Origin of the sequence: Kribbella koreensis, assembly GCF_039525325.1 — a bacterium.
GTDB lineage: Bacteria > Actinomycetota > Actinomycetes > Propionibacteriales > Kribbellaceae > Kribbella > Kribbella koreensis.
Genome location: NZ_BAAAHK010000001.1, coordinates 38,639 through 64,532, shown reverse-complemented (window position 1 = coordinate 64,532; position 25,894 = coordinate 38,639). Strand labels below are relative to the sequence as shown.

The 25,894-nt window shown below is 68.4% G+C and carries 24 protein-coding genes; 18 read left to right on the top strand and 6 right to left on the bottom strand.

What is annotated here, in order from left to right:
* Window positions 1-8: 8 nt before the first annotated feature.
* From cydB to ftsY, 4 genes are read left to right on the top strand one after another with little or no spacing between them, the layout of a single operon-like run.
* Window positions 9-1,007 carry a cytochrome d ubiquinol oxidase subunit II gene (gene cydB / locus ABD116_RS00310; RefSeq protein WP_343963483.1) on the top strand — a complete coding sequence of 333 codons (999 nt, stop codon included), beginning with the start codon at window positions 9-11 and terminating at the stop codon, window positions 1,005-1,007.
* Window positions 1,004-2,662, top strand: coding sequence for a thiol reductant ABC exporter subunit CydD (gene cydD, locus ABD116_RS00305; protein ID WP_343963481.1), 1,659 nt, complete (start codon window positions 1,004-1,006; stop codon window positions 2,660-2,662). Before cydB ends, cydD begins: the two co-directional genes overlap by 4 nt.
* Window positions 2,659-4,317: a thiol reductant ABC exporter subunit CydC gene (gene cydC / locus ABD116_RS00300; protein WP_343963479.1), complete on the top strand. Its 1,659-nt coding sequence runs from the start codon at window positions 2,659-2,661 to the stop codon at window positions 4,315-4,317. The genes cydD and cydC overlap by 4 nt, the downstream gene beginning before the upstream one ends.
* 31 nt (window positions 4,318-4,348) lie before the next feature.
* Complete coding sequence (gene ftsY / locus ABD116_RS00295) at window positions 4,349-5,542, top strand: signal recognition particle-docking protein FtsY (protein ID WP_343963476.1); 1,194 nt, start codon at window positions 4,349-4,351, stop codon at window positions 5,540-5,542.
* Here the strand turns inward: ftsY and ABD116_RS00290 are convergent.
* Window positions 5,539-6,288 (bottom strand): class I SAM-dependent methyltransferase, encoded by a 750-nt coding sequence (locus ABD116_RS00290; protein ID WP_343963472.1) that lies wholly within the window; start codon window positions 6,286-6,288, stop codon window positions 5,539-5,541. The genes ftsY and ABD116_RS00290 overlap by 4 nt on opposite strands.
* 24 nt (window positions 6,289-6,312) lie before the next feature.
* Between ABD116_RS00290 and ABD116_RS00285 the strand changes: the two genes are divergently transcribed.
* Window positions 6,313-7,530, top strand: a complete 1,218-nt coding sequence (locus tag ABD116_RS00285; RefSeq protein ID WP_343963470.1) for an RNA polymerase sigma factor — start codon at window positions 6,313-6,315, stop codon at window positions 7,528-7,530.
* On the opposite strand, the gene ABD116_RS00280 is transcribed toward ABD116_RS00285, so the two are convergent.
* A complete protein-coding gene (locus ABD116_RS00280; RefSeq protein ID WP_343963468.1) occupies window positions 7,502-8,485 on the bottom strand; it encodes an asparaginase in 984 nt (327 codons plus the stop codon). The genes ABD116_RS00285 and ABD116_RS00280 overlap by 29 nt on opposite strands.
* Window positions 8,486-8,531: 46 nt before the next feature.
* Window positions 8,532-9,110, bottom strand: a complete 579-nt coding sequence (locus tag ABD116_RS00275; RefSeq protein WP_343963466.1) for a helix-turn-helix domain-containing protein — start codon at window positions 9,108-9,110, stop codon at window positions 8,532-8,534.
* 84 nt (window positions 9,111-9,194) lie between these two features.
* Here ABD116_RS00275 and ABD116_RS00270 point away from each other — a divergent pair, with 84 nt between their 5' ends.
* A complete protein-coding gene (locus ABD116_RS00270; protein ID WP_343963464.1) occupies window positions 9,195-10,166 on the top strand; it encodes an NAD(P)/FAD-dependent oxidoreductase in 972 nt (323 codons plus the stop codon).
* On the opposite strand, the gene ABD116_RS00265 is transcribed toward ABD116_RS00270, so the two are convergent.
* A complete protein-coding gene (locus ABD116_RS00265; protein WP_343963462.1) occupies window positions 10,153-10,716 on the bottom strand; it encodes a CGNR zinc finger domain-containing protein in 564 nt (187 codons plus the stop codon). The genes ABD116_RS00270 and ABD116_RS00265 overlap by 14 nt on opposite strands.
* A gap of 38 nt (window positions 10,717-10,754) precedes the next feature.
* On the opposite strand from ABD116_RS00265, the gene ABD116_RS00260 reads away from it, so the two are divergent.
* The 3 genes from ABD116_RS00260 to ABD116_RS00250 are packed head-to-tail and all read left to right on the top strand — an operon-like array spanning window position 10,755 to window position 13,665.
* A complete protein-coding gene (locus tag ABD116_RS00260) occupies window positions 10,755-11,942 on the top strand; it encodes an MFS transporter (RefSeq protein ID WP_343963459.1) in 1,188 nt (395 codons plus the stop codon).
* Between the two features lie 14 nt (window positions 11,943-11,956).
* A complete protein-coding gene (locus tag ABD116_RS00255; protein WP_343963457.1) occupies window positions 11,957-12,418 on the top strand; it encodes a sigma factor-like helix-turn-helix DNA-binding protein in 462 nt (153 codons plus the stop codon).
* Entirely contained in the window at window positions 12,415-13,665 is a 1,251-nt protein-coding gene (locus ABD116_RS00250) for a TolB-like translocation protein (protein ID WP_343963455.1), read from the top strand. Before ABD116_RS00255 ends, ABD116_RS00250 begins: the two co-directional genes overlap by 4 nt.
* Before the next feature lie 9 nt (window positions 13,666-13,674).
* Here the strand turns inward: ABD116_RS00250 and ABD116_RS00245 are convergent, their stop codons facing one another.
* Window positions 13,675-14,274 (bottom strand): TetR/AcrR family transcriptional regulator, encoded by a 600-nt coding sequence (locus tag ABD116_RS00245; protein WP_343963453.1) that lies wholly within the window; start codon window positions 14,272-14,274, stop codon window positions 13,675-13,677.
* Between the two features lie 216 nt (window positions 14,275-14,490).
* Here ABD116_RS00245 and ABD116_RS00240 point away from each other — a divergent pair, with 216 nt between their 5' ends.
* The 4 genes from ABD116_RS00240 to ABD116_RS00225 are packed head-to-tail and all read left to right on the top strand — an operon-like array spanning window position 14,491 to window position 19,518.
* Window positions 14,491-15,870, top strand: a complete 1,380-nt coding sequence (locus tag ABD116_RS00240) for an ammonium transporter (RefSeq protein WP_425552027.1) — start codon at window positions 14,491-14,493, stop codon at window positions 15,868-15,870.
* Window positions 15,867-16,205 (top strand): P-II family nitrogen regulator, encoded by a 339-nt coding sequence (locus tag ABD116_RS00235; protein WP_325036050.1) that lies wholly within the window; start codon window positions 15,867-15,869, stop codon window positions 16,203-16,205. The genes ABD116_RS00240 and ABD116_RS00235 overlap by 4 nt, the downstream gene beginning before the upstream one ends.
* The gene (locus ABD116_RS00230; protein WP_343963449.1) at window positions 16,206-18,467 is read left to right on the top strand and encodes a [protein-PII] uridylyltransferase; all 2,262 of its coding nucleotides are present in this window, start codon (window positions 16,206-16,208) and stop codon (window positions 18,465-18,467) included. It begins immediately after the preceding gene.
* A gap of 10 nt (window positions 18,468-18,477) precedes the next feature.
* Window positions 18,478-19,518, top strand: a complete 1,041-nt coding sequence (locus tag ABD116_RS00225) for a DUF2332 domain-containing protein (protein WP_343963446.1) — start codon at window positions 18,478-18,480, stop codon at window positions 19,516-19,518.
* Window positions 19,519-19,529: 11 nt separating this feature from the next.
* On the opposite strand, the gene ABD116_RS00220 is transcribed toward ABD116_RS00225, so the two are convergent.
* Window positions 19,530-20,417, bottom strand: a complete 888-nt coding sequence (locus ABD116_RS00220) for an arginase family protein (protein WP_343963444.1) — start codon at window positions 20,415-20,417, stop codon at window positions 19,530-19,532.
* A 343-nt stretch (window positions 20,418-20,760) separates the two neighbouring features.
* On the opposite strand from ABD116_RS00220, the gene ABD116_RS00215 reads away from it, so the two are divergent.
* From ABD116_RS00215 to ABD116_RS00195, 5 genes are all read left to right on the top strand, one after another.
* Entirely contained in the window at window positions 20,761-21,918 is a 1,158-nt protein-coding gene (locus ABD116_RS00215) for a M23 family metallopeptidase (RefSeq protein ID WP_343963442.1), read from the top strand.
* A gap of 20 nt (window positions 21,919-21,938) precedes the next feature.
* A complete protein-coding gene (locus tag ABD116_RS41745) occupies window positions 21,939-23,225 on the top strand; it encodes a hypothetical protein (RefSeq protein WP_425552026.1) in 1,287 nt (428 codons plus the stop codon).
* 26 nt (window positions 23,226-23,251) lie between these two features.
* A complete protein-coding gene (locus tag ABD116_RS00205; RefSeq protein ID WP_343963439.1) occupies window positions 23,252-23,443 on the top strand; it encodes a hypothetical protein in 192 nt (63 codons plus the stop codon).
* The gene (locus tag ABD116_RS00200; RefSeq protein WP_343963437.1) at window positions 23,443-24,777 is read left to right on the top strand and encodes a peptidoglycan recognition protein family protein; all 1,335 of its coding nucleotides are present in this window, start codon (window positions 23,443-23,445) and stop codon (window positions 24,775-24,777) included. The genes ABD116_RS00205 and ABD116_RS00200 overlap by 1 nt, the downstream gene beginning before the upstream one ends.
* A 69-nt stretch (window positions 24,778-24,846) precedes the next feature.
* Window positions 24,847-25,788 carry an ArsR/SmtB family transcription factor gene (locus ABD116_RS00195; RefSeq protein WP_343963436.1) on the top strand — a complete coding sequence of 314 codons (942 nt, stop codon included), beginning with the start codon at window positions 24,847-24,849 and terminating at the stop codon, window positions 25,786-25,788.
* Window positions 25,789-25,894: the final 106 nt, after the last annotated feature.

The following is a 25,894-nucleotide window of genomic DNA, read 5'->3' as shown; positions in this document are numbered from 1 at the left end:
TGGTCTTCATGGAACTCACGACGCTCTGGTTCCTCGTCATCGCGGGTCTCTGGATCGGGTACTTCGTCCTCGAGGGCTTCGACTTCGGGGTGGGCATCCTGTTGCGGGTGCTCGGCCGCGACGAGCCGGAGCGGCGCGCGGTGATCACCACGATCGGGCCGGTCTGGGACGGCAACGAGGTCTGGCTGATCGTCGCCGGCGCGATGACGTTCGCGGCGTTCCCCGAGTGGTACGCGACCCTCTTCAGCGCCTTCTACCTACCGCTGTTCTTCATCCTGGTCGCTCTCATCCTGCGCGGGGTCGCGTTGGAGTACCGCGGCAAACGAGACGACTTGGTGTGGCGAAGCCGGATGGACACGATCATCGCGGTCAGCTCGTTGGTGCTGCCGCTGCTGTGGGGCATCGCGTTCGCGAACCTCGTCCGGGGCCTGCCCCTGGACGCCTCCCACGAGTTCGTCGGCAACCTGGGCACGCTCCTCAACCCCTTCGCCCTACTAGGCGGCGTGGCCTTCACCGCCCTCTTCGTAGCCCACGGCGCGATCTTCCTGTCCCTGAAAACCACCGGCGACCTACGAGAGCGCGCGAACCGGTTTGCAGCGGCGACGGGGCTGGCGGCGGCGGTGTTGGTGGTGGGCTTCCTGGCTTGGGCGCATTTGCAGTACGGCACCGGGGCGTCGGTGGTGGTCGCTGCGCTGGCAGCCGCCGCTCTGGTCGCCGGCTTGGTTGCCAACCGGCTCGCGCGGGAGGGATGGGCCTTCCTGGGGACAGCCGTCGCCGTGGCCTTGGGGGTTGTTTCACTCTTCGTGGCTTTGTTCCCGAACGTGATGCCCTCGACGCTTGATCCGGCGTGGAGTCTGACGGTGACGAATGCCAGTTCTACGCCGTACACGTTGAAGGTTTTGACGGTGATCGCGGCGATCTTCCTGCCGTTGGTGATGCTGTATCAGGGGTGGACCTACTGGGTGTTCAAGAAGCGGGTCACGGTCGAGCCGGTCGTGGTGTCGTGAAGCCGTTGGATCCGCGGTTGTTGCGGCGGGCCAAGGCTGCTCGGGTGTTCTTGGTCGGGTCGGTGGTAATCGGGGTGGCTACCGGCTTCTTCATCGTGGTGCAGGCGGTGTTGTTGGCTCATGCGATCGCGGGAGTGGTGCTGCGGGGCGACGGGGTCGGGCGGGTTGCGTGGTTGTTGGTGGGGGTGGTGGTCGCCCGGGCGGTGCTGGTGTGGGTGCAGGAGGTGGTGGCTCAGCGGGCGGCGGCTGCGGTGAAGTCGACGCTGCGGCGGCAGGTGCTGGAACACTCGCTGAAGCTGGGGCCGGCTTGGTTGAGCGGTGAGCGGAGCAGCGCGCTGACCACCTTGCTCACCAAGGGTCTGGACGATCTGGATCCGTACTTCGCGCGCTACCTCCCGCAGTTGGTGCTTGCCGCGACGGTGCCGGCCGGAGTGGTCGGGTGGATGGCTACTGGCGACCTGATCGCGGCCGGGACGGTGGTGGTGACGTTGCCGCTCATTCCGGTGTTCATGGCGTTGGTTGGGTGGGCTACGCAGGCGCATAGTCGTCGGCGGCAGCATGCGCTCGCCGTATTGGCTCATCACTTCTCTGACGTTGTCGCCGGGTTGCCGACGCTGAAGCTGTTCGGGCGGGCGAAGGGGCAGGTGCGGGCAGTCCGGGAGGTGACGGACCGGCATCGGGTGGCGTCGATGAAGAGTCTGCGGCTGGCGTTCCTGTCGTCGTTCGTACTGGAACTGCTCGCGAGCATCTCGGTGGCGCTCGTCGCGGTCGGTGTCGGGCTGCGGCTGATCGACGGGAAGCTCGGGCTGGAGACGGCGTTGCTGGTGCTGATCCTGGCGCCGGAGGCCTACCTGCCTTTGCGGCAGGTGGGTGCGCACTTCCATGCGAGCGCGGATGGGGTGGCGGCGAGCGAAGAGGTGTTCCGGGTGCTGGAGACGCCGCTGCCGGAGAGGGGCGAGCGTACCGACGTACCGGACTTGCGGGTGACTCCACTGCACCTGCACGACGTCACCGTGCGGTATCCGGGACGAGACGAACCTGCTCTGGATGGCTTCGACCTGGACCTCTGGCCAGGCGAGGTGGTCGCTCTGGCCGGCCCAAGTGGCGCCGGCAAGTCGACTGTCCTTGCCGCGGTGCTTGGCTTCGTACTACCCGAGCGCGGGATGGTCATCGCGGGTGGTAGCGCCGCCGACGAGTTCACCCCCGAGCACTGGCGTCGCCAGTTCGCTTGGGTGCCGCAGCGACCTGGTCTCCGCACCGGCACCATCGCCGACAACATCCGCCTAGGCCACCCCGACGCCACAGATGCTGACGTACTACGCGCACTAGCCGACGCAGGTGCCGCCGAACTGGCTCCAACCCAACAGGTAGGCGAATCCGGCCAACTACTCTCGGGCGGCCAGCGCCGCCGGGTAGCCCTCGCCAGAGCGCTCGTCACAGAAGCCCCAGTCCTGTTGCTGGATGAGCCCACCGCAGGGCTGGACGCCGAAGCTGAGGCGGAGGTAGTCAGCCATCTGCGCCGCTCAGGTCGCACAGTCCTACTGGTCGCTCACAGACCAGCCCTCCTCGCTGCCGCCGATCGGGTGGTCGAGGTAGGCCAGACCTCGCTCGGCCTTCGGCCGAGCCTCAGATCACGTGCGGGGGTGGCGGGATGAGCGGCCTGGCGGAGCGGATGTGGCGGGGTGGTGGGGGAGTGAGCTTGGTGGGGTTGGTGAAGCCCGAGCGGGGGGCTCGGTGGCGGCTTGGGTTGGCTGTGGGGGCTGGGGTGTTGGCTTCTGGGGCGGCTGTGGGGTTGTTGGCTACCTCTGCGTGGTTGATTACGGAGGCGGCGGCTCAGCCTCCGGTGCTGGTGTTGCTGGTGGCGATTGTGGCTGTGCGGGCGTTTGGGGTGGGGCGGGGTTTCTTTCGGTATGTGGAGCGGTTGGCGGCGCACGATGCGGCCTATCGGGTGTTGGGGGTTACCCGGGCTCGGATGACTGGGCGGTTGGAGGAGGTGGCGCCGGCTGGGCTTGGGGCTGTACGTCGGGGGGACTTGCTGGCTCGGTTGGTGCTTGATGTGGATGCGGTGCTGGACCTGTGGTTGCGGGTGGTGTTGCCGGTGTTGGTGGCGGCGGTGACCGCTGCGGTGACGGTGGGGTTGTTGGTGGTGTTGCTGCCGGTGGCGGGGGCGGCGGTGGGTGTTGCTGTGGCGGTTGCATGCCTGGTGGTGCCTTGGGTGACGGCTCGTAGTGCTCGGCGGGCTGAGCAGGCGATCGCGGCGGACAGGGGAGAGGTTGCGGCTGGGGCGACTGAGACGTTGCTGACGGCTGCGGACGTGGTGGCTTTCAACGCGACTGAGGTAGTACTGGCCGAGTTCGAGGCGGCGGATGCGCGGCTTGCGGCGGCGGAGCGGCGGTCCGCTTGGAGTGCGGGGCTGGGGAATGCGTTGCTGGTGCTGTGTGTCGGCGGGGCGAGCATTGCGGGACTGGTACTGGGCAGCCGGGCCGACATCTCGGGGCCGGTGTTCGCGGTGCTTGTACTGACTCCACTGGCTCTTGCGGACGCGCTTGGCGGCATCCCGGCGACGGCCCAGATCGCTACTCGGGTCAAGGCCTCGCTGGTGAGAGTGCAGGACCTCCTCAACACCCCTACCCCGGTCACGGAGCCCAGCTCTCCTTCCGAGCTACCGGTGGGCCGCGACCTCGTCATCAGCCACCTGGACGCCGGCTACGACGACCACCCCGTACTACGAGACGTCGCGCTAACCGTCGCCGCCGGGAGCCGAGTAGTGGTGACCGGCCCGAGTGGCTCCGGCAAGAGCACCCTGGCCTCCGTACTGCTCCGCTTCCTCGAGCCCACCAAAGGTGAGGTAGCACTGGGCGGTGTCAGCCTCACCGACCTCAGAGGCGACGACGTGCGGGAGACGATCGGCCTCCTGACCCAGGAGAGCCACGTGTTCGACACGAGCATCCGCGAGAACCTCCTGCTCGCCCAACCCGGCGCCAGCGACCTCCGACTCTGGCGGGCCCTCTACCAAGCCCGCCTGGGCGAATTCGTCTCCAGCCTCCCCGACGGCCTCGACACCATGGTCGGAGAGCACGGGGCGAGACTGTCCGGCGGCGAGCGACAGCGACTCGCCTTCGCCCGGCTGATGCTCGCCAACCACGACGTACTGGTCCTGGACGAGCCCACCGAGCACCTGGACGAGGAGACGGCCCGCAGACTGCTCCACGACCTGTACGCCGCAGCAGGCCGACGGACCGTCATCTTGCTGACCCACCGTCCGGAACTGGCTCCTCACGCAACGCAACCTGTGCTGGCGCTCCCGTGATCGGTCCGTGCGTCTGCGAAGATGGGTGATCGTGTCGACCCCTCAGCTAGTCACCCTGCTCACCGACCAAGCCCTGATCGCGATCATCGCCGTGATCGCCGTCGTCCTGGTCGCCGGTACGGCCGGTCTGGTCGTCTCCAGGCGCCGGAAGGCGGAACTGCCCGCCGCACAGCCGGCCCCGGAGCTGACCGAGCCCAAGGTCGGTGACGACGCCGAGGAGCCACGGGACACGCCGACCCGCACGCTGGAAGACACCGAGCTGCCTGAGCCCACCACCGGGGCAGCGACCGGGACGCTGGAGAAGCCCGAGTCAGCGCAGGGCCGGCTCGTCCGGCTCCGTGCGCGGCTGGCCCGGTCCCAGGGCTCGCTGGGCAAGGGCCTGCTCGCGCTGCTGTCCCGCGACAAGCTGGACGACGAGGCGTGGGAGGACATCGAGACCACCCTGATCACCGCCGACGTCGGCGTCGCACCGACCCAGGAGCTGGTCGAGAAGCTGCGCACCCGGGTCCGCGTCGAGGGCGTCACCGCCGACCAGGCGCGGACGATCCTGCGCGAGGAGCTGATCGCGCTCGTCGACCCGACCCTCGACCGCTCGCTGAAGGTCGACCGCACGGACGACCAGCCTGCCGTCGTCCTGATGGTCGGCGTCAACGGCACCGGCAAGACCACCACGGTCGGCCGGCTCGCCCGCGTGCTGATCGCCGAGGACAAGCACGTCGTACTAGGCGCAGCTGACACGTTCCGCGCAGCGGCCGCCGACCAGCTGCAGACCTGGGGCGAGCGCGTAGGCGCCCGTACGGTCCGTGGACCCGAGGGCGGCGACCCGGCCAGCATCGCGTTCGACGCGGTCAAGCAAGGCATCGAGGAGCACGCCGACGTCGTCCTGATCGACACTGCCGGTCGCCTGCACACCAAGACCGGCCTGATGGACGAGCTGGGCAAGGTCAAGCGGGTGATCGAGAAGACCGCCGAGGTGGACGAGGTGCTGCTCGTCATCGACGCCACCACCGGGCAGAACGGGCTGACCCAGGCGCGGGTGTTCGCCGAGGTGATCAACGTGACCGGCCTGGTGCTGACCAAGCTGGACGGTACGGCGAAGGGCGGCATCGTGATCGCCGTCCAGCGTGAGCTCGGTGTCCCGGTCAAGCTGGTCGGCCTCGGCGAAGGTGCCGACGACCTGGCCCCCTTCGACGCCGAACAGTTCGTCGACGCCCTCCTCGACTAGACCCGCTTGGCGAGGTACAGGATGGTCGCCATCTCCAGGGTGACCGGCTCAGGCAGTACTGCGCGCAAGCGGTCGAGCAGTTCGTCGCGCTCCTCGTCCTCCAGCATCAGGTACGCCGACTGGGTGCCCAGGTGCGCCAGGTAGTCAGCCGTCGCCAGGGTGCGCTCCCACCGGTAGATCTCCTGCCTGAGCTCGCTGAACTCGGACAGCTCCACCATCTCCGCGTGTGGCTCCGGCTGGTCCGACTCAGGCCACTCGCCGGGCGACCTCAACTCGTACTCGCTCAGGATCGTCTCGGCCTGCCGGCGTAGCTCTGAGTCGGTCAGCCTCTCGATGTTCCAGAAGAGCGCCAGTGAGCCGCCGGGGCGCAGGGCCGCCGCGGTGCGGGTCCAACGGGTCTCCGGGTCCGTCCAATGGAACGCCTGCGCGCTGTAAACGAGATCGACCGGCTTCTCCGGCTCGTACGACTCCAGCGAACCCATGGCGATCGTCACCGGCAGCTCAGCCACGTGCTGTCGCAGCACGAGGGCCATGCCGGGGTCCGGTTCCAGGGCGATGACGTGCAGGCCGCGGGACGCGAACACGCGGGTCGCCTTGCCGGTGCCGGCCCCGATCTCCAGTGCCGTGGCCGGCGAGGAGTATTCGAGGACGTCCTCGAACAGCTCTGCTGGATAGCCTGGCCGCACTCGGTCGTACTCTTCAGCGACCTCGCCGAACGTCAATGCGCGTACCTTGTCCCCAGCCATGCCCGCGAGCATATCCGGAGAGAGATGACTGCCCAGGAGACCAGACTCGAGGACCTGTTGCGGGAGCTGACGCCGCAGGTGCTCGGCGCGGTGGTACGGCGTACCGGGGACTTCACCGCGGCTGAGGACGCCGTACAGGAGGCGCTGATCGCAGCGGCCCGGACCTGGCCGCAGGACGGGGTACCGGACAATCCGCGCGGATGGTTGATCCAGGCGGCGTCGCGGCGGTTCATCGACGAGATCCGGCAGGAGCAGGCGCGGCGCAAGCGCGAGGAGCTGGCGGCGCACCGGGAGGTGCCGGCCGAAGAGGTCGAGGAGCACGACGACACGCTGCGGTTGCTGTTCCTGTGCTGCCATCCGGCGCTCACCGCGGCCTCCGCGATCGCGCTGACGCTGCGCGCGGTCGGCGGCCTGACGACGGCGGAGATCGCCACCGCGTACTTGGTGCCTGAGGCAACGATGGCGCAGCGGATCAGCCGGGCGAAGCAGAAGCTCAAGGGGCAGCCGTTCGAGCTGTCGCAGGACGAGGAGCGTCTGGCGCAGGTGCTGCACGTGCTCTACCTGGTGTTCAACGAGGGCTACACCACGAGTAGCGGCGCTGACCTGCACCGCGCTGACCTGTCCGGCGAGGCGATCCGGCTCACTCGGATGGTGCATCAGCTACTGCCCGACAGTGCCCAGGTCACCGCCCTGCTGGCGCTCATGCTGCTCAACGACGCCCGGCGGCTGGCCCGGACCGGTACGGCGGGCGAGCTGATCCCGTTGACCGAGCAGGATCGGACCTTGTGGAACAAGGAGTTCATCGACGAAGGGGTCGCGCTGGCGGTGGAGGCGTTCAACCAGCCGCCACTGGGGGAGTACCAGCTGCAGGCTGCGATCGCTGCCCTGCATGACGAGGCGGCCCGGCCGGAGGACACAGACTGGCCGCAGATCCTCGGGCTCTACGGACTGCTCGAGGACCTGTCGGGCAACCCGATGGTCACGCTGAACCGTGCGGTCGCCCAGGCGATGGTGTCCGGCCCGGAGGCAGGGCTGGAGCTGCTGCGCCCGCTGGACGTCAAGCTGGATGGGCACTACCGGCTGGACGCAGTACGGGGACACCTGTACGAGATGCTCGGGGAGTACGAGACCGCCGCGACCCACTTCACCGCGGCGGCCCGGCGGACCACCAGCACCCCGGAGCAGAACTACCTGACCACCAAGGCGGCGCAGGTCAGTGATGCTGCGCGAAAGCGCCGATGATCTCGTCCTGTCCCTCACCTGTTGCCAGCAGCAACCGCAGCAGCACCCGTGCCTTGTAGGGGTCGAGGAAACCGCCGTCGATGAGGCCGCGGGCCAACAGGTCCGACTCGGAGCCGGGTGAGCTGTAGGTGTTGCGCAGTACTGACCCACCGCCGGTGCGGGACGTCAGCACGACGGGGATGCGCTCCGCCAGCTCGCCGAGCACCGGCGCCAACGCAGCTGGGACATGACCAACGCCGTACGCCGCAACGACCAACCCCTGGTGCGTATCGGCCAGCCCCTTGAGCAGTACGCCGTCATCGTCCAGCGTGACGGTGTAGAGCGCCACCTGCGCCGCATCGAGATCAGCAGGCTCAGCGCGACCTGGTACTCCGTCCTGTCGGCCAGGCCGCGTCAGGATGCGCACTTGCCCCTCGACGAGCTGGCCGATGGGTCCTGCGTTGGGGGACGCGAACGTCGCAGTACTGGTGCTGTGCGTCTTGCGTACCCACCGTGCTGCATGGATCTGATCGTTGAAGACGACCAGTGCTCCCAGGTCGCGCGCAGCGGGGGAGCAGGCGACCCGGGCAGCGGCCAGGAGGTTCGCCGGGCCGTCAGGGCCGGCAAGAGTCGGGTTGCGCATGGCACCGGTCAGCACGAACGGCTGCGAGTGCGGCCAGACCTGGTCGACCAGGAAGGCCGTCTCCTCCAAGGTGTCCGAGCCCTGGGTCACGACGACGCCGGTGGCGCCGTTGCTGATCGCCTTCGAGGCCGCGTCGACGACGTCGAGCATCTTGGCGAGGGTGAGGTTGGCGCTCGGTACCGCCTCGATGTCCTGGATCTCCAAGGGCACCGGCAGCCCGGCCAGGCCGGGTACTGCCTCGGTCAGGTCGGCACCGGTCAATCGGGCCACGCCGTCGGGCGTCCGCCCGGCCATCGAGATGGTGCCGCCGAGGGTGAACAACGCAACGCTCACTGACGTGGGTCCTCTCATCGGAGTGACGACCGCGGAAGAGTACTACCTATTTGGAGCGGGCGCGGACGTGCATCCGCTCGCCTTGCGGGCCGTAGAGGCAGAGCATCTCGGCAGGGCCTGGTCCGGGGTTGCCGAACCAGTGCGGGACGCGGGTGTCGAACTCGGCCACCTCGCCCTCTCGCAGGATGAAGTCGTTGTCTCCGAGCACCAACCGGATCTGGCCTGACAGCACGTACAGCCAGTCGTAGCCCTCGTGCACCCGCTGCTCGACGTCGTTGCCGTTCCAGCCGGCCGGGACGATCTGCTTGAACGCCTGCAGGCCTCCCGGCCGACGCGACAGCGGGATCATCGTCGCGCCGTTGCGCTTGAAGGCCTTGGCGTGCACGCGCGGGTCGCCGGTCGGTGGGGCGTCGACCAGTTCGTCCAGCTGGACCTGGTGGGCGCGGGCGAGTGGCAGCAGCAGTTCGAGTGTCGGCTTGCGCTGGCCGGACTCCAGCCGGGACAGCGTGCTGACCGAGATGCCGGTCGTCTCGGACAGCTGGGTGAGCGTCGTGTCGCGCTCGAGCCGCAGAGCGCGCAGGCGGGGGCCGACCGCTTCGAGGACGTCGCCGAGATCAGGTTCCATCTTGCCATTCTGGCAAATAAGTTTGTCATTCTCGACACTGCGGCGGAGGGTCGGAGCAGGAGATCGAAGACGAAGGAGTACATCGTGAAGCGGTACGACGTGGTGGTGATCGGCGGGGGAGCCGCTGGGCTGAGTGGCGCGCTGGCGCTGGTCCGGTCGCGCAGGTCGGTGCTGGTGGTCGACAACGGCACACCCCGCAATGCCCCGGCGGAGCACGTGCACAACTACCTGAGCCGGGATGGGGTGCCGCCTGCCGAGCTCTACTCGATCGGGCGCGCCGAGGTCGCCGGGTACGGCGGGGAGGTCGTGATCGACACGGTCACGGGCGTGCGGCGGGGCGGTTCGGAGTACGGGTTCGTAGTGGAGCTGGCTGGGCAGGAGGCGGTGGAGGCCCGGCGGTTGCTGGTCACTACCGGGGTGGTGGACGTACTGCCCGAGGTGCCCGGGCTGGCTGAGCGGTTCGGGCGGGACGTGTTGCACTGCCCGTACTGCCACGGGTGGGAGGTGCGCGACCAGGCGATCGGCGTACTGGCTACCAATCCGATGGCCGGGCATCAGACGCTGATGTTCCGGCAGCTGAGTGATGATGTGACGCTGTTCCTCAATGACGTGCTGGAGCCCACGGAGGAGCAGTGGGAGGAGTTCGCTGCCCGCGGGATCTCTGTGGTGCAAGGGAAAGTCACCTCACTCGAGGTGACCGATGACAAGCTCACCGGGGTACGTCTGGAAGGCGGCCGAGTGATCCCACGCCAAGCGCTGGCCGTCCAGACCCGGCTGGAGGCGCGTGCCGACTTCCTGACCGGCCTGGGCCTCAAGACGTCTGCACGCGAGGGTCGGGGGGTAGTGGTCGGCACTACTGTCGATGCAGACCCCACGGGTGCCACTGATGTCCCCGGCGTCTGGGTGGCCGGCAACGTCACTGACCCGATGGGCCAGGTCGTCACCTCGGCGGCCGCCGGCCTGATGGCGGGTGCTGCCATCAACGGTGACCTGATCGTGGAGGACACCCGCCAGGCAGTGGAGCTCTACCGCAACGCAGTCGCTACTTCTGTCTAGCCCGGTGCGCGGCTGCCTTCACCCGGCTCTGGCACTGGGGTGAGCAGAATCGCCGCGCGCTGTTGCGGGAGGCATCGACGAACACGCGATCGCAGGCCGGCGCGGAGCAGACTCCGAGCCGGCCTGCGAGGTCGCTGCCAAGAGCCATGGCCAGTCCGGCTGCGCAGCCAGCCGCCCAGCCGTTCGCCAGGGTGTCGTCGGCGCCGTGGAAGTGCAGGCTCCATCCGGGGGCGCCGGAGCGGTCCAGTTGGGGCCGGGCGTTCGTGTCGAGAAGCAGTGCGTTGACCTCCTGAGCGGCGCGATCGGTGTCGCCGCCATGTGAGGCCTCGAAGATCACCCGCATCCTGACGGCTACTGCTGTCAACTGCTCGGCATCGGCGGGGGATACCGCCGGCCTGCGCCGGCCGTCGTCGCCGAGGGCATCTGCCGTTGCCCCGGCGACATCTGCGGGGACTGCGAAGGGGGCACCCCCGGACTGGCCGGGTGTGAGTCGGTTGACCAGTGCCACGGCAGCGGTCAGCGTGTTGAGGATGTGACTATCGAAGTTCACTTGACCAGTCACTCCGAAGTTTCGTAGGGTCCGATGTCGTGACCAACCATACCGGCTTTGCTAGTCACCAGAGGTTGCCGACGGCTGTCTGGGTGCTGGTGATCGCCCGCGGAGTGAATCGGCTCGGGGCGTTCACGCTGCCGTTCCTGGCGGTCGTGCTGACAGTGGAGCTCGGGGCGAGTGTCGCCCAGGCCGGCCTGGTGCTCACGGTCTTCGGGTTGGCGACCTTGCCGTCCAGGGTGTTCGGCGGTCACCTAGCTGATCGGCTGGGGCGGCGGTGGACGATCGTCGCCGGGCTGGTCGGGTGCGCGGTGGGGCAGGTCTGGATCGCGGCGTCGGGGAGCTTGTGGTCCGCGGTGCCTGCGGTGGTGGTATTGGGGTTGGCCTTCGAGATCTACGAGCCGCCGAGCCAGGCGATCATCGCGGACGTGACGGAGCCGGTGGACCGGCCGGCGGCGTACGGGTTGCTGGGCGCGGTGATGGCAGTGGCCGCTGTGGTGGCCGGGCTGCTGGCCGCCTGGTTGGGGCGGTGGGACCTGCGGTGGCTGTTCGTCGCAGATGCGGCCAGCTGTCTGGCTTGTGCAGTGCTGGTGGCCGTGGCGCTGCCGGGCGGCGTGCAGGTGGCGCCGGCGGCTGCGGCGGTCTGGCGGGATCGGCGGCTGCTGTGGGTGATGGGGTCGGGCACTGTCTTCGCAGTACTCGCCATGGTGCTGGTGTTCGGGCTACCTCTCACCCTGCTCGACCGGGGCGTCTCGGCATCGGGCGTCGGGATCATCCTGGCGGTATCGGCGATCGCGCAGGTCGCAGTACAGCCAGTACTCCGAGGCAGCCGACTGCAAGCGCTCGACAACTTCCAAGCGCTGACCCTCGGCTACGTCTTGCTAGGAGCCGGCCTCATCGCCAACGGCTTCTCGCACAGCCTCCCCGCGTTCGTAGCGGCTGCTGTCGTCTGGAGTCTGGGGGACCTGATACTGATCGGCCGGGCCCTCTCAGTAGTCGCCGAGCTGGCCCCGGAGCATGCCCGAGGCCGCTACCTGGCTACCTACGGCCTGAGCTGGGGAGTAGCCACCGCAGTAGCCCCACTGATCGGCACTCAACTCCTCTCAGTAGTGGGCCCGACCGGTTTATGGATCGGCTGCGGAGTCGCGGCCTGCATCCTCGCAACCCTCCAGCCAAAGCTCCGGCGACTCGTGCGGTCACAACCCCCTCTTTTGGGTATTGAATGATCTAGGGAGGGTGGATGCGCGACACAGTCGACCCAGAGTTCGCCGCGTACGTCGATGCGCGGCAAGGTAGATGGCTCCGTGCTGCGTACCTGGTGTACGGCGAGCTCGAGCGGGCCGAGGAGCAGCTGCTGCATGCCTTCACCCGACTGTCGTTGCGGTGGGGGAAGGTCGACGACCCGGATGCCTTCGTGCTCGGGTACCTGTACGACGCGGCCATGTCGCGGTTCTCCCGGAGCGTCAAGGCCTTCGAGGACGAAGAGGACCCGGTCAAGGTCGCATTGGGTGCTCTCACCCCGCAGCAGCGCGCAGTACTGGTGCTCCTGCACCTGGAGGAGCTCACCGAGTTCGAAGTGGCCGAAGCACTGAAGATGTCCAGCTCGGCCGTGCACGCGACGGGGATGACCGCTATCAGCCGCTTCCGGCTAGAGCTCGGTACGCCGGACTGGCGCGACGTCACCGGAAGGGAACCGCGGTGAAGCGCGAGGAGGTGCCCTTCATGCTGCGGCGGGCCTCCGACCGGCTCCCCGAACCCGAGCTGGCCGACGCGGCCTGGGCAGCAGGACTCGCCCACCGCCGTCGCCAGCGGCGCAGCATCATCGCCGGGCTGATCGCCTTGCTGTTGGTGGTTGTGGTCGGCGTGCTCGTGATGACGCTGGGTGGCGGCAAGAGCGCGTTCACCCCACCCGACACCACGCCGACCCCGCCCGGCTATGTGCCGCCGGCCGGCCAGATCTCGGGCATCACCTACTGGAACGCGCCGCCCGCCGGCAGCGAACGCTTCCTCGACCGGGTCACCACGCCGCTGGGCGAGCTGCTGCAGTTGCCGGACAACGCCGGAGACCTCAAGACCAACCCGATGGACCGGATCGCAGCGGTGACGCTCGCACGGCAAGGGGGCGGCTATGTGCCGCTTTTCCTCAGTGCTGAAGGCCATTGGGCCCGGGCCGCCCGGGAGTTGCGGCCGATCGTCACCGGGCAGCCGCTGAGCTCCGGCTCGATCGCACCGGACGGCAAGCTGGTCGCGTTCCCGCAACCCAGCGGGGTGTACGTGATCGACGCCAGTACCTCGGACGCACGGCTGATCGCGCTACCCGCGGAGGACGTCCGCAGTGTGTCCTGGCTGGCGAACAGCACGCGCCTGCTGGTCAGCGGACCCGGTACGGCGTACCAGCTGGATGTGGACCTGCAGACGACCAAGCAGCCGGCCGTCGGAGGCGTTGCCGTGAGCAACGACGCGGAGGACGCGACCGCGCCGTACCGGTTGGACGGGGCGGCTGGGCAGGTGGCGCTGCGCCAGTACGCGGGGAACAACGGCTGGGTCGAGGTCAGCAGCCCAGGGCTGCCGGTGGACCGGTGGGTCGGTCAAACGTTTGCTGGAGGCAACATGGTCGCGCGGATGTTCGTCGCGACCCAGCTGCCGCAGGTGCCGACGGTCGCATCCGCTGCCCAGGTGCTGGCGGCGATCTCGACACTGGAGCCGCGCGACGACCGGTTGCTCGTACTGGGCGAGACCCCGGCCGCGACACCGACCCCTGGCAGGACCAGCCCGGACCGGATCCGTGAGCCGGGCTGCTGCTTCCTGCTCGGCTGGTACGACAACAAGACGGCCTTGTTCCAGGTCACTGACTGGCTGCTGGCATGGAACCTGCAGACCGGCAAGGTCCGCCGGGTCACCGAACTCGACGTCGACGGTCTCGCCCTCGGACCAGGCATCCGAGGCTGACCTTCCCCGCTAGCCGTCCACGATCGACCTCATCGTCATCTCCACCAGGTGATCGGCGTCCTCGACGGCAGGCATCGGCTCGCCGGTCATCGCCCGCAGGATCAGGACGCCGGCCAGCCACTGCACCATCAGGACCGGGTCTGCACCGGCCCGGATCCGCTCACCGCGCTGCCGGGCCCGCTCCAGCGCCGCCGCCGTCAAGGCGATCCGGCGCTGCAGGAAGCCGCGGTAGAACGCGGTGAACTGCTCGTCGCGGTTCATCTCGGTGATGGCGAGCCTGATCAGCGCGACGCCTTCCTTGGTGTTCACGAACATCAGCGCGTCGCGGTAGACCTGGCGCAGGTCACCCGCGATCGACCCGGTGTCGGCATCCGGGATCTCGATGTCGAACAGCTGTGCCATCGCGTCGTTGGCGAGGAGCTCCTTGCTCGCCCACCGCCGGTAGATCGTTGCCTTGCCGACGCCGGCCGCCTCGGCCACGTCGTCGACGGTCATCCCGTCGAATCCACGCTCGAGCAGCAGCTGCACGGCGTACCGGCGGATCCTCGGTTCGGCGTCCGGGTCCCGCGGCCTGCCTCGACGTGGCCTCTCCCCGCTGTTGATCCCCATTTCGTACTTCCCCAGCTTCGGACGGTCGCAGTGGCGCGGCTGCGGGCCGTGTGGTCAGGCCAGAGTGCCACAACCGGGCCGATGTCATCTCGATGTCACTTAACGCACGCCTTTGTCACATCCCCGAAACATCAGGATCGATCGGCTGAAACGGCGCGCCGACACCGTTTGCGGTGTGGCCGTGCGCGGGCTTCCCGGCGTTGTGGAGCTCCCCGAATGAGGACGCGGGCCACCCCCAGATCGATGGAAGGGATGACGTTGATGGAGATCAACGCCGGCGATACCGCCTGGGTCTTGGTCAGTGCCGCCCTGGTGTTCTTGATGACACCGGGCCTGGCTTTCTTCTACGGCGGCATGGTGCGCGTCAAGAGCGTGCTGAACATGATGATGATGAGTGCCATCACCATCGCGGTCGTCACCATCTTGTGGGTGGTGGTCGGCTACTCGCTGACGTTCGCCGGTGACTCCGGGCATGTGATCGGTGACTTCTCGGCGGTGGGCCTGAAGGGCCTGCTCGCGCCGGACGCGGTCAGCGGCACGATTCCGACGCTCGCGTTCGTGGCCTTCCAGCTGATGTTCGCGATCATCACCCCGGCGCTGATCTCGGGCGCCATCGCGGACCGGGCCACCTTCCGTGGCTGGATCGTGTTCGTCGCGGGCTGGACCACCCTGGTGTACTTCCCGGTCGCGCACTCCGTCTGGTTCCTCGACGACGGGGCCGGCGGCTGGATCGGCGACAAGCTGAAGGCGATCGACTTCGCCGGTGGTACCGCGGTCCACGTGAACGCCGGTGCGGCAGCCCTGGCGCTGGCCATCGTGCTCGGGCGCCGGGTGGGGTGGCGCAAGGACCCGATGCGTCCGCACAGCCTCCCGCTGGTCATTCTCGGCGCCGGTCTGCTGTGGTTCGGCTGGTTCGGCTTCAACGCCGGCTCCGCCCTGAGCGCCGGCTCCACCGCGGCGATCACGTTCGTCAACACGCAGGTCGCCACGGCCGCCGCCGTGATCGGCTGGCTGATCGTTGAGCGGATCCGGCACGGCAAGGCGACCACTCTGGGGATGGCGTCCGGTGCTGTGGCTGGTCTGGTGGCGATCACCCCGTCCTGTGGTGCGGTCACCCCGGTCGGCGCGATCATCCTCGGTGTGCTGGCCGGCGCCATCTGCGCCTTCGCGGTCTCGCTCAAGTACAAGCTGGGCTTCGACGACTCGCTCGACGTGGTCGGCGTGCACCTGGTCGGCGGTCTGTTCGGTTCGCTGGCGATCGGCTTCCTGGGCAGCGCGGCCGCGCCGTCCGCGGTGAACGGCCTGTTCTACGGTGGTGGCGTGAGCCAGCTGGGCAAGCAGGCGCTGGCCAACGTGGTCGTGGGTGTCTACTCGTTCACGGTGGCGTTCATCCTCGGCAAGGTGATCGACAAGACGATCGGCTTCCGGCTCAGCGAGGACGACGAGGTCGCCGGTGTCGACCAGGCCGAGCACGCGGAGACGGCGTACGACTTCCTGGCCGCGGGTTCCGGGCTGCGGGGGCACAGCGCGATCGCCCGTCCGGCGGCCGCCGAGGTTGAGACCGACACCGCTGAGAAGGAAGGTGCGAAGGTATGAAGCTGATCACCGCGGTGGTCAAGCCGCACAAGCTGGAAGACGTCCGGGCCGCGCTGGAGACGTTCGGGGTGACCGGCATGACGGTCACCGAGGCGAGCGGCTACGGCCGGCAGAAGGGCCACACCGAGGTCTACCGCGGCGCGGAGTACGAGGTGGACCTGGTCCCGAAGGTCCGGCTCGAGGTGGTCGTCGAGGACGGTGACGGCGCCGACGTGGTGGACGTGATCGTGAAGGCCGCGCAGACCGGCAAGATCGGTGACGGCAAGGTCTGGGTGACCCCGGTCGAGACGATCGTCCGGGTCCGTACCGGTGAGCTGGACGGAGACGCCCTCTAGATGGTGGATCGAGCAGCACAGCGGCGCGCGCGTGCCGAAGAGGCCGACGCGCTGCTGTACCTGCTCCTCTCCAAGGCATGCGACGCCCTCGGCACTCCTGCCGAGGGCGTCGCCCTGGTCGCGGTCGGCGGCTACGGCCGGGAGGAGCTCTCCCCGTACAGCGATCTCGACGTGATGCTGCTGCACACCGAGGGATACCCGCGGATCGACGAACTGGCCGCCCAGATCTGGTACCCGCTGTGGGACTCGCGGACCAAGCTGGACCACAGCGTCCGGACTCTGGGGGAGGCGCAGGCGGCCGCGGCGGACGACGTACGTGTCGCGCTGGGGCTGCTGGACGCCAGGCATGTCGCGGGCGACTCACACCTCACACTGCAGCTCCGGTCGCTGTTGATGGCCGATTGGCGTCGTACGGCGAAGACGCGGCTGCCCGGGCTGGCGGAGGCGTGCCGGGACCGGGCCAACACGGTGGGGGAGCTCGCCCACCTCGCCGAGCCTGACTTGAAGGAAGCGTACGGCGGGCTGCGGGACGCGGTCGTGCTGCGCGCATTGGTTGCGTCGTGGCTTATCGACGTACCGCATCCGGTGGTCGAGCGGGCCCGGCTGGACCTGCTGAACATCCGGGACGAGCTGCATACCGTCGCCGGCCGGGCAACTGACCGGGTGGTCGCCGATGTGGCCGGTGAGGTCGCTGCCGGGCTTGGGCTGCCGGATCGCGACGCACTGCTGCGGCACATCTATTCGACCGGCAGGACGCTGGCGCACGTGTGTGACGTGTCGTGGCGGCGGATCGAGAGCCTGATGGCCCGTCCGCCTCGCTCACGGCGCCGTGGCCGTAGTGGTGGACCGTTGCTGTTGGCACTGGACGAGGGAGTCGGCCAGCACGAGGGCGAGGTCGTCCTGATGCCGGATGCCCGTCCTGAACGGGATGCGGCGCTCGGACTGCGTGCTGCGGCTGTTGCTGCGGATAGAGACCTTGTACTGTCCCCGGCCGTCTGTGCTCGGCTGGCGAACACTGCTGCGCTGTTGCCGGAGCCCTGGCCTGCTGAGGCTCGGCGCCTGCTCTGTGCGCTGATCGGAGCCGGATCGGGTCTCCTGGAGGTCTGGGAGGCGCTGGACCAGGCTGGGTACATCACGCGGATCTTCCCCGAGTGGGACCTGGTTCGCTTCCGGCCGCCGCAGTCGGCAGTGCACCGCTACACGGTTGACCGGCACTTGCTGGAGACCTGTGTCGAGGCTTCGAAGATGGTCCGGGACGTACGGCGCCCTGACCTGTTGCTGATCGCCGCGTTGGTGCACGACCTCGGCAAAGCAGTTGAGGGCGACCACAGCGTTACCGGGGCCGTCATCGCTACTACTGTCGCTCGCCGGTTGGGGTTTTCCGAGGCGGACGTCGACACGATCACACTGCTTGTCCGGCAGCACTTGGTGTTGGCGCAGGTGGCTACTCGACGCGATCTGGACGACCCGATGACTGTGGAGCTCGTCGCGGGCATCGTGGGCGACACCGAGACGCTGGACCTGCTGGAAGCTCTCACGTACGCCGATGCGCGCGCTGCCGGCCCGGCGGCCGCTTCGCCGTGGCGGATGCGGTTGGTGGGCGAGTTGGCCCGGCGCGTGCGTGGTGAGTTGTCCGGGGGAGGGGCCGGGTTGTGGACGGACGCTCCGCCGATCCCAGTGCCCGAGTTGCACCAGGTGGTCGGAGTGGGGCGGCTGGGTGTGACGGTGTCGGAGCATCGGGGCGATGTTCGCGTCAACGTGGCCGTACCCGACCAGGTGGGGACCTTGGCGACTGTGGCGGGGGTGCTTGCGGTGGAGCGTCTCGCAGTACGGTCTGCGGTGGTCACGTCGGTTGACGGGATGGGGATCTCGCAGTGGTCGGTGGCTGGGGCGGCACCTGACCCAGTGCGGCTGCGCGACCGGCTTGCGGTGGCACTGCGCGACGACAGCGACCTCGTACGCCGGTTGGCCGCGCGCGACGCATCGCGGGGCAAGAGTGCCGCGTCGCGAGTCGACTTGTTGCCAGAGGCATCGGAGACGGCGACTGTGCTGCAGGTACGGGCGCATGACCGGCCGGGGCTGCTCTACGACGTCGCTGCGGCCATTGCCTCGACAGGGGCGGACGTGAGGTCGGCCCACGTGAGCACGCTCGGTGCGGAGTGTGTGGACGTGTTCTACCTGACCGACCGGGATGGCTCGCCACTGGAGGACGAGGACGCGCGTACGACCGCCAAGTCGGTGTTGGATCGCTTGAGCTTCTAGTCTCGTCCAGGTGGACCTCGTAGCGAACTTCCAGCGCCAGATCGAGCAGTTCGAAGAGCTCGGCTCGCCCATGTACGCCGATCTGCTCCGGCGGGTCGTGGACGACTATGAGCTCGGTGGTGTCTCCAGCCGGATCCTGGCCGGTTGCGAGGACCTGCCACAGGACTATGTGGTCGCGCTGCCTCTGCTGGGTGCGGTGCATCGCATGGTGCTGGAAGGGGAGGCTCCCGAGCTTGCCGTGTTCTATCCGAGCGTCGGGGGCGAGTGGGACCCGGTGCTCGGCTGGGAGGCGTTCGAGCAGCTGCTGTCGGCGCGGGTGCCGGAGCTGCGCAGTTTGCTTTCACAGGTGCCGCAGACCAACGAGGTAGGCCGGTCTATCGCTCTCTACGGTGGGCTGCTCCGGCTGCTTGAGGACATGCCGTTGCCGGTGCGGTTGCTGGAGATCGGGTCCAGTGCGGGGCTCAACCTGCGGGCAGACCACTACCGCTACCTGGCGGACGGGGAGAGCTTCGGGCCGGCGGACAGCCCGGTGGTGTTCGAGGATGCGTGGTCGGGGCGGTCATTGGTGCCCGCGCCGGGTTTGCGGATCGCGGAGCGGGTCGGGAGCGACGTTGCGCCCGTGGATGCGTTGAGCTCGGGCGGTGCGCTCACGCTGACCTCCTATGTGTGGCCGGATCAGGCGGAGCGGTTGGAGCGGCTGCGGGGTGCGTTGGCGATCGCCCGGTCGGTGCCGGCCGACGTACGGCGGGAGGACGCGGTGTCGTTCCTGCGCAACGTGGAGCTGTCCGAGGGGCACGTCACGGTCATCTGGCACTCGGTCATGTGGTTCTACCTGAGGCCCGACGAGCAGGCGGAGGCGCTCGGCTTGATCGACGCGCTGGGGGAGCGGGCGACCTCGACGGCGCCGCTCGCACATCTACGGCTCGAGCACGACCGGCGTACGCCTGACTCGGAGGTCGAGTTCCTGATCGTGCTCGAGACCTGGCCGGGCGGATCGCGACAGGTCCTGGGCAGTTCGGGCGCCCACGGCCTGCCGGTCCGGTGGGAATGAGAGCCGTTCTCCTACGTCAGTACGGCGACCAGTGTGTCGGTGAGCTCGGCGGCGTACCGGCCGTCGGGGTCGAGGTCCGGGTCGAAGATGCCGATGTCGAAGCCGACGCATTTGGGGGAGGCGAGGATCGGCCGGAGCAGCTGCCTCAGGTGGTCGTGCTGTAGCCCACCGGGGTCGGGCGAGTCGACTGCCGGCATCACCTCGGCATCGAGAATGTCGACGTCGAGATGCACCCAGAACCCGTCGAGATCGTCGCGTTCGAGATGTTCCAGTACGCCGGCCGCGGCGACTGCCGGATTGTCGATCACCGCGAGCGCGGACCAGTCGGGGATGCCAGCCGCTTTGAGGCTGTCCAGGTACGACTCGTCCTCGCGGTAGCCGAGCATCACGGCGTCGGTGTCGCGGACGTACGGCTTCAGCCCTTCCAGGTCAGTGAGATCGTCCTGGCCGCGCCCTGTCACCAGGGCGAGTGCCTCGCCGCCGGCTGCCCCGACATACGCGTCGTTATCGACGGTACGGAAGTCCGAATGCCCGTCGAGATAGACGACGCCGTACCGGCCGCGGCGTCTGAGCGCGAGGGCCGGCCCGAGCAGATTGCTGCACTCTCCACCGAGCAGCACGACGAACTTGTCGTCGTCCAGCAGCTTGCCGATTCGATCAGCCAACCGCACCGTGTACTTCGCCATCGAGGCCGCGTTGAAGACACCGTCGCCAGGCTTCCAGTCTCCTCGGTCGTACCGGGGCGGGGTCACGCAGCCCGCATCGCCGGCCCCGATCCGGCCGAGGAAACCCTGATCCCGCAGCGCTCCGGCCAGCTTGTAACACCCCGGCACTGTCCCAACTGCCGGTGGCCGCAACCCCAGGTTGGACGGCCCGTCCAATACGACCGCGTCAGGCAAAACTGCCCACCTCCTCGTCGTGCGTGTCAGGCCACAAAAGTACGCCGGGCTCCGGTGCACCCGCGGCGTCGCCGGCGCTGATCCGGTGACGATTTAGATCAGGATCGAAGGGCCTTGGTGGGGTGGGCGATCTCCGTTTTGCTGTGGTGCCAAGCCGCCTCGCCCAGCTGAAAGGCCCGCCATGGTCGCAGGGAGAAGATCCACCGCACTGCTACTTGCTCTGTTGTTCGGCCTCGCCGCAATCCTCGTCCCGACCCCCGCCCAAGCCGCCGGATCCCGTCCGGACTTCCATGCACCGTGGAACTGCGGGGAATCCCGTTCCTACTCACATCACGCCGCCGAGGTGCCGAACGCCCTCGACTTCATCGGCGCGCCGGGCGGCGACCTGGGTTCGCCGGTACTCGCCTCCGCCGCCGGAACGGTCGTCTCGGCCGGCGTCAACGGCGGCTACGGCAACGAGGTCGTCCTGTCGCACGGGGGCGGCTGGTCCAGCCGCGTCGCCCACCTCAGCGCCATCCATGTCTCGGTCGGACAGCAGGTCGACGCCGGTCAAAGCCTCGGCCTGGTCGGTTCGACCGGCAACTCCACCGGTCCGCACCTGCACTACGAACAGCTGGCCGACGGCGTACAGGCGCCGATCGTGCTCGACGGTACGGCGCTGGAGTACCGGCCGACGCCCACCACCCACGTGGGCCGCAACTGTCCGGTACAGCGGTTCGCGTTCGTGAACTCCGCGGGTCAGGTGTTCGCGAAGGACGGGTCGCATTCGCCGTGGCCTGGTGCGCTGAATGGCGGGGCTGCCTCGAAGGTCGTGCTGAGTGGGCAGTGGATCGGCATCATGACCAGCGACACCTTCTGGGCGAAGTCCGGGATCAACGGTGCTTGGAAGCTGATGGCTTCGGGTGCCGGGATGCGCGATATCGCCATTGACGGGGATCGGTTCGCTTTTGTGAATTCGGCCGGTCAGGTGCTGGTGAAGGATGGCGCGGATTCACCGTGGTCGGCGCCGATCAATGGTGGCTCGGCGACGAAGGTAGTGCTCGACGACGGCTGGATCGGCCTGTTGCAGGGCGGTGGGTTCCTGGCGAAGTTCGGCATCTTCGGCGACTGGAAGGTGATGGCCGGTGGTCCGGACGTCATCGACGTGGCGATCGACGGTAGCCGGTTCGCCTTTGTGAACAGCGCCGGCTTCGTCTTCGCCAAGGACGGTGCTGATTCGCCGTGGCCCGGTGCATTGAACGGTGGTGGCGCGACTCGGGTGGAGCTGGAGAGCGGCTGGATCGGCGTTCTGCAGGGCGGCAGTTTCCTCGCGAAGTTCGACATCTTCGGTACCTGGAAGACGCTGGCCGACGGTGGCGGTGTCACCGATATCGCCTTGGGCCGTGGCGGCTGGTTCGCGTTCATCGGTTCCGGCGATTTCTTCGCCAAGCAGGGTGCTGACGCCGGCTGGTTGTCGACGGCCGGTGGCGGCCAGGTCCGCGACATCACCATCGAAACGTGATTCTCATGAAGGAGTCCACGGTGTCCAAGTTCAGCTCACTGCGGCGCGGTCCGCGCCGCCTGCTCGCCCTGCTCCTGACGGCCGGCGCGCTGGTGCTCGTGCCCGCGATGCCTGCCCAGGCGGACTGCCCGAGCATTCCGCCCGACCGCGACCTGGCCGTCACGCAGATCGTCTACCAGGTCGGTTCCGAACTCGGTGTCTCCGACAAGGTCATGCTCGCCGGTTTCGAGACCGGCTGGGTCGAGTCCCGGATGAACAACCTCAACTGCGGCGACCAGGACTCGCTCGGCGTCTTCCAGCAGCGCCCGTCACAGGGTTGGGGGACACCGGCGCAGATCATGGACGTTCGCTTCGCATCGAACTCCTTCTTCACCCGCGCCAAGAACTCCGAGGCAGCCAACCCCGGCTTCACCGCCGGCCAGATCTCCCAGGACGTGCAGCGTTCGGCCCACCCCGACCGGTACGACGCGGCCGAAAGCAAAGCACGATCGATGATGGCCGAGGTCGCGATCCAGCGCTTCGCGTTCGTGAACTCCGGCGCCGGGCAGGTGTTCGCCAAGGACGGGTCGCATTCGCCCTGGCCGGGCGCGCTGAACGGTGGCGGTGCGTCGAAGGTCGTGCTGAGCGGCCAGTGGATCGGCATCATGACCGGCGACACCTTCTGGGCGAAGTCCGGGATCAACGGTGCCTGGAAGCTGATGGCTTCGGGTGCTGGGATGCGGGATATCGCGATCGACGGGGATCGGTTCGCTTTTGTGAATTCGGCCGGCCAGGTGCTGGTGAAGGACGGCGCGGATTCGCCGTGGTCGACGCCGATCAACGGCGGTGACGCCACCAAGGTGGTGCTGGACGACGGCTGGATCGGGGTCTTGCAGGGTGGTGGATTCCTGGCGAAGTTCGGCATCTTCGGTGGCTGGAAGGTGATGGCGGGTGGGCCGGATGTCGTCGATGTGGCGATCGACGGTAACCGTTTTGCTTTTGTGAACAGCGCCGGGTTCGTGTTCGCCAAGGACGGTGCTGATTCACCGTGGCCGGGCGCATTGAACGGTGGTGGCGCGACCCGGGTGGAGTTGGAGAGCGGCTGGATCGGGGTGATCCAGGGCGGCAGCTTCCTGGCGAAGTTCGACATCTTCGGTACCTGGAAGACGCTGGCCGACGGTGGCGCTGTCACCGATATCACCTTGGGCCGTGGCGGCTGGTTCGGATTCATCGGCTCCGGCAGCTTCTTCGCCAAGCAGGGCGCGGACAACGGCTGGCTGACCATGGCCGGCGGTGGCCAGGTCCGCGACATCGCCATCGAAACCTGAGCTTTCCGACTGTGAGGAGAACGACCATGACATCTACCGCCCACACTTCCAGTGGCGTTGCCCGGCGTACCGTGCTCGCCGCCATCCCAGCAATGACTGCGGCGCTGGCGATCACCACCGCTGGCTCGGCTGGTGCCGCGCCCGCCGCCGTACCTGCCAAGCGGCCCCAGTGTCTCGCCGACCTGGTCGCGGCACCCACCGCCGGAGGGGACCGCTGATGGCCTCCATTCCCTGGCTCGCCGACGTCCTGCGCGAAGCCGGTGTCAGCGTCGTCGAAGAGGGTGACTGGCGCAACCGCGGTACCGGTGGCGCCTTCGACCCGATCGGCGTGCTCTGGCATCACACCGCCGGCAATCCCAGTCCCGGCAACCCGCATCCGTCGCTCGGGATCTGCATCAACGGCCGCTCCGACCTGGCCGGGCCGCTGTGCCACGCGCTGGTCGACTACAACGGCGTCTTCCACATCATCTCGGCCAACAGCGCCAACCACGCCGGCCCGTCCGGCGGCAGCGGGCCGATCCCGGCCGGCAACGGCAACGCGATGCTGATCGGCTGGGAGATCGAGTACAACGGCGTCGACACGGCGATGACGCCGGCACAGTACGGCGCGTCCGTCACAGCCACGGCCGCCGTGTTGCGGCGGCTCGGCAAGGACGCCTCGTATGCCCGCGGCCACCGCGAGACCAGTACCGAGGGCAAGCCCGACCCGGCCTTCGTCGATCTCGACCTGATGCGTGCGGACGTGGCCGCCCGGATGATCTCCCGGTTCGCCTTCGTCAACAGCGCCGGTCAGGTGATCGTGAAGGACGGGTCGCACTCGCCCTGGGAGAACCCGATCAACGGGGGCGGCGCGAGCAAGGTCGTGCTGAGCGGCCAGTGGATCGGCATCATGACCGGCGACACCTTCTGGGCGAAGTCGGGCATCTTCGGCAACTGGGTGGGGATGGCCGCCGGCGCCGGGATGCGGGACATCGCGATCAGCGGTGACCGGTTCGCGTTCGTCAACGCCGCCGGCCAGGTCCTCGTCAAGGACGGGGTCAACTCGCCGTGGCCGAGCCCGATCAACGGTGGTGGCGCGAGCAAGGTCGTCCTCAGCGGTGGCTGGATCGGTGTCCAGCAAGGCGACTCGTTCCTCGCCAAGTCCGGGATCCAGGGGTCCTGGCGGACGATGGCCGACGCGCCGGGGCTGAAGGACATCGCGATCGACAACAACCGGTTCGCCTTCGTCAACGGGGCCGGCCAGGCGATCGTCAAGGACGGCGTCGACTCGCCCTGGCCGACAGCGATCAACCCTGGTGGAGCCACCCGCGTCGTCCTCAAGGACGGCTGGATCGGGGTGCTCCAGGGCGGCGACTTCCTGGCCAAGTTCGACATCTTCGGCGGCTGGAAGACGATGGCGTCGGGCGGCCAGGTGTCCGACATCGCCCTGGGCGGCAACGGCTGGTTCGGCTTCGTCGGGTCCGGCAACTTCCTCGCCAAACAAGGCGCCGACAGCGGCTGGCTGCAGATGGCCCCGACCGGCAGCGTCCGCTCGATCGCACTGGAGACCTGATCCGCGGTCGTGGCAAGTCCGGTCCGCCCGGGCTTGCCACGACGACGGACCTCACCGCCCGGAGGGCCCATGCTCAGGATCCACTTCTCCGCCACCGACATCGCCCGACTCCAGATCCGCGACACCCCGCACCCGCTCTGGGAGGCTCTGCTGAGCCTCCACGTCCTGCAGAGCACCGGCGGGCCCCACTTCACCGAGTGGCGCCGCGATACCGCGCGCAGGATGTACGGCGCCGAGCCACTGGTCGAGCTCGCCTGGCCCTGGGGGTACTCGCCGGACTTCCTCACCCCCGACCTGCCAGGGGCGGGGATCGAAGAAGCCGTCGCGGTGCTCCTGCACACGCCGCGCGAGCGGATTGCCGCGGATGTGCGCGAGCTGGGCGCCATCCGCCGGCTCGGCGCGGCGAACCTGGCCGTCGCGGACGGCGATGAGCGGGCGCTTCGCTGGCTCGGGACGGCTGTCCGCGCGTACCACCACTCCGCCCTCGGGCCGGTGTGGCCGGCGGTGGTCCGGCTCGTCGCGGAGGACGCCGAAGCGCGCCGCCGGATCCTCGACCTGGATGGCGTCGACCGCCTGCTGGCCACGCTGCACCCGATGGCCGTCTGGCGTCGACCGGTCCTGGAGATCGACTACCCGGTCGACCAGGACCTGCGTCTGGGTGGGCGCGGACTGGAGCTGATCCCGTCGTACTTCTGTCAGAACGTACCGATCACCTTGAAGGACACCGGTCTACCGCCCGTCCTGGTCTACCCGGCCAACCGACCCGCTCCCGTCGCCGACGCCTCCCTAGCCGCCCTGGTCGGCAACACCCGCGCTGCCGTCCTGGAGGCGGTAGCGGTCGGCCGCACCACGACCGAGCTGGCCCAGGAACTGGGCGTCTCAGCCGCCAACATCAGCCACCACATCGGCGTACTACGAAAAGCCGGCATGCTGACCACCCAACGCCAGGGCGCCAACGGCTTCCACCGCCTAACCATCCTGGGCACAGCAGTCCTCGGCAGACGCCTGTAACCGAGTAGCCGCCCAGGGAAGCTCGCCCGTCAACCCCGTCCGTTCCCAGGCCCGGCATCCCGCCCCGGCTCACGCCCGTGTCCCTCACCCGTTCCCCGCCCCCGAG